Below are 2,688 nucleotides of genomic sequence, written 5' to 3' on the forward strand. Positions count from 1 at the left end.
GCTGCACGGCGGACCCGGCGGCGCGGTCAATCCGGGCATGCGACGCTATTTCGACCCCTCGAAATATCGGATCGTCCTGTTCGACCAGCGCGGTTGCGGCAAGAGCCGGCCGAACGCCTCGCTGGAGGACAACACCACCTGGACCGTGATCGAGGACATCGAACGGCTGCGCGAGCTGCTGGGCATCGACAAATGGGTGGTGTTCGGCGGCAGCTGGGGTTCGACCCTGTCGATGGCCTACGCGATCACCCATCCCGAGCGCGCGGCGGCGCTGGTGCTGCGCGGAATCTTCCTGCTGACAAAGCCGGAATTGCACTGGTTCTACCAGGACGGCGCCTCGAACATCTTCCCCGACGCCTGGGAGCGGTTCATCGCTCCGATCCCCGAGAACGAGCGCCACGATCTGATGAGCGCCTATTACAGGCGGCTGATCGGCGAGAACCGGGCCGAGCGCGAACGCTGCGCCGTGGCCTGGTCGAGCTGGGAAGGCGAGACGGTCAGCGTTCAGGGGCCGGAGGCCAAGCCCGACAAGTTCGCGGAGCCGGAATTCGCCGTGGCCTTCGCCCGGATCGAGAACTGGTATTTCACCAATGGCGGCTTCTTCCCCGAGGAAGGCTGGCTGCTCAAGAACATCGGCCGCATCCGCCACATCCCCTGCTGGATCGCCCAGGGACGGTTCGACGTGGTGACGCCGATGTCGGGCGCCTGGGCGCTGCACCGGGCCTGGCCCGAGGCGAAGCTGGACGTGGTCAAGGACGCCGGCCACGCCTCCACCGAGCCGGGCATCATCGACAGCCTGGTGCGGGCGACGGACTGGGCGGCTTCGCTCTAGGCAGCAGGCAGCGGGCAACAGTGAGGTCGCGGGCCTGGCGGCTACTGGATCACGGCGACCTGCTGCCTGATCCCTGTCGCCTCACTTCTTGTCCGTCTTCCGGACCATTTCCGACAGCTGGAAGCCGATGCGGCGGGCCTCCCGCTCTTCGGGGCGGCGGCGGACGTCGAGCAGGACGTTGATCTGGCCGTAGTGCTGGATCAGCCGCACCGGCTTGCCGTGGGCGTTGCGGCCGATGAACAGGATGAAGTCGGGGCCCCAGAAGCCGACGTCCTCGATCGACATGGTCCCGTCGCCGGGCAGGCCGACGATCCGGGCCCCGACCTCGTCGTCCTTGTCGAGCCCCTTCTCGAAATCCTCGATCAGCTTGGATAGCCGGACGAAGGCCCATTCCGCCGGGTTCTCGCGCATGCGGACGCCGTCCATCATGGCCGCGGTCTGTTCCGGCGAGGCGGCCGGGATGACGGGCTTCGGACAGGGCTCGTCGCCCCAGTCGGGGACGAAGACGGGCGGGGCGGTCTTGGAGGACGATTCAGACATGGCCCGAGCCTAACGCGCGAACCGCGCGATCAGAACAGGCCCTGCCCCTTGGGCAGTTCGGCGTAGCGATGCACGCGGGTGGAGAGGATCAGGCCAAAGCCGATCATCACCGTCATCATCGACGATCCGCCGTAGGACAGCAGCGGCATCGGCACCCCGACGACGGGCGCCAGTCCCATCACCATGGCCCCGTTGATCAGCACGAACAGGGCGAAGAAGGCGGTCATCCCGGCGGCGGCGATGCGGCCGAAATGGCTGTGGGCCAGGGAGGCGATGCGCAGCGAGATCAGGATGATGGCGACATAGCAGGCCAGGACGGTGAAGGAGCCGACGAAACCGAATTCCTCGGCCACGGTCGAGAAGATGAAGTCGGTATGCCGTTCGGGCAGGAATTCGAGCTGGCTCTGACTGCCGAGGCCGTAGCCCTTGCCGAGCAGACCGCCGGATCCGAGGGCGATCTTGGACTGGATGATATTGTATCCCGTGCCCGACGGATCGGCCTCGGGGTTCATGAACGTCAGCACGCGATTGCGCTGGTAGTCGTGCATGCCGAACATCACGAAGGGCGGGATGACAGCGACGGCGGCCGCGGCCCCGGCGGCGAGCACCCGCCAGCTGAGCCCGGCGAGGAACATCACGGCCCCGCCCGTCAGGCCGATGATCATGGCCGAGCCGAGATCGGGCTGTTTGGCGACCAGGATGAAGGGCACGCCGATCATCCCGGCCGGGATCAGCAGCTTCCACGACCAGCGGGCGTCCTGGGCCGAATGGTTGTGGTACCAGCGCGCCAGGGCGAGGACGAGGCCCAGCTTCATGAACTCGGCCGGCTGAATGCGGATGACGCCGAGGTTCAGCCAGTTGCGCGCCCCGCCGGCCACATAGCCGAGGGGCGTGAACTCGATCATCAACACCATCACCAGCAGCAGGGCGTAGAGCGGATAGGCGCCGCGGAACCACCATTTCGGGTGGACCATGGCGAGGCCCAGCATGATGACCAGCAGGACCCCGAAACGGATCAGGTGGTCGGCCGCCCACGGCTGCCACTGACCGCCCGCGATCGAATAGAGCATGGCGGCGCCGACGGCGGCGACCACGCACAACAGGCTGACCAGCCGCCAGTCCAGCTCGGTGATCTTGGTCGAGATCCGGTCGCGCTCGCCGGGACGGGTCAGGGCTGAAGCGGTCATCGGCGCGGCTCCGAAAGATAGGGACGCGGGCCGGAGGTGGCGGTGGGCGCCGGACGCGGGGCGGGCGGCGGCGGCGCGTGCCGGGAAGGAGAGTGCTCCTTCCAGCGCGACGCGCCCTGCCGCCGGCTG

General features: G+C 67.7%; 3 protein-coding genes. 1 reads left to right on the plus strand and 2 read right to left on the minus strand.

Annotated features, from left to right (window positions below):
- On the plus strand, positions 1-832 hold an 832-nt coding region (pip, locus tag RDU12_RS12600; protein ID WP_308684910.1), incomplete at its 5' end, for a prolyl aminopeptidase.
- An 81-nt stretch (positions 833-913) separates the two neighbouring features.
- Here the strand turns inward: pip and RDU12_RS12605 are convergent.
- Positions 914-1,372, minus strand: coding sequence for a DUF6173 family protein (locus tag RDU12_RS12605; protein WP_300291618.1), 459 nt, complete (start codon positions 1,370-1,372; stop codon positions 914-916).
- Between the two features lie 29 nt (positions 1,373-1,401).
- A complete protein-coding gene (gene rodA / locus RDU12_RS12610; protein ID WP_300291616.1) occupies positions 1,402-2,559 on the minus strand; it encodes a rod shape-determining protein RodA in 1,158 nt (385 codons plus the stop codon).
- Positions 2,560-2,688 lie beyond the last annotated feature (129 nt).

Origin of the sequence: Brevundimonas sp. (assembly GCF_031082345.1) — a bacterium.
Lineage (GTDB): Bacteria > Pseudomonadota > Alphaproteobacteria > Caulobacterales > Caulobacteraceae > Brevundimonas.

Bases quoted from the DNA above. Each gene is read 5' to 3' on its own strand.
- rodA (WP_300291616.1), bottom strand. From the start codon at position 2,559: ATGACCGCTTCAGCCCTGACCCGTCCCGGCGAGCGCGACCGGATCTCG.
- RDU12_RS12605 (WP_300291618.1), bottom strand. From the start codon at position 1,372: ATGTCTGAATCGTCCTCCAAGACCGCCCCGCCCGTCTTCGTCCCCGAC.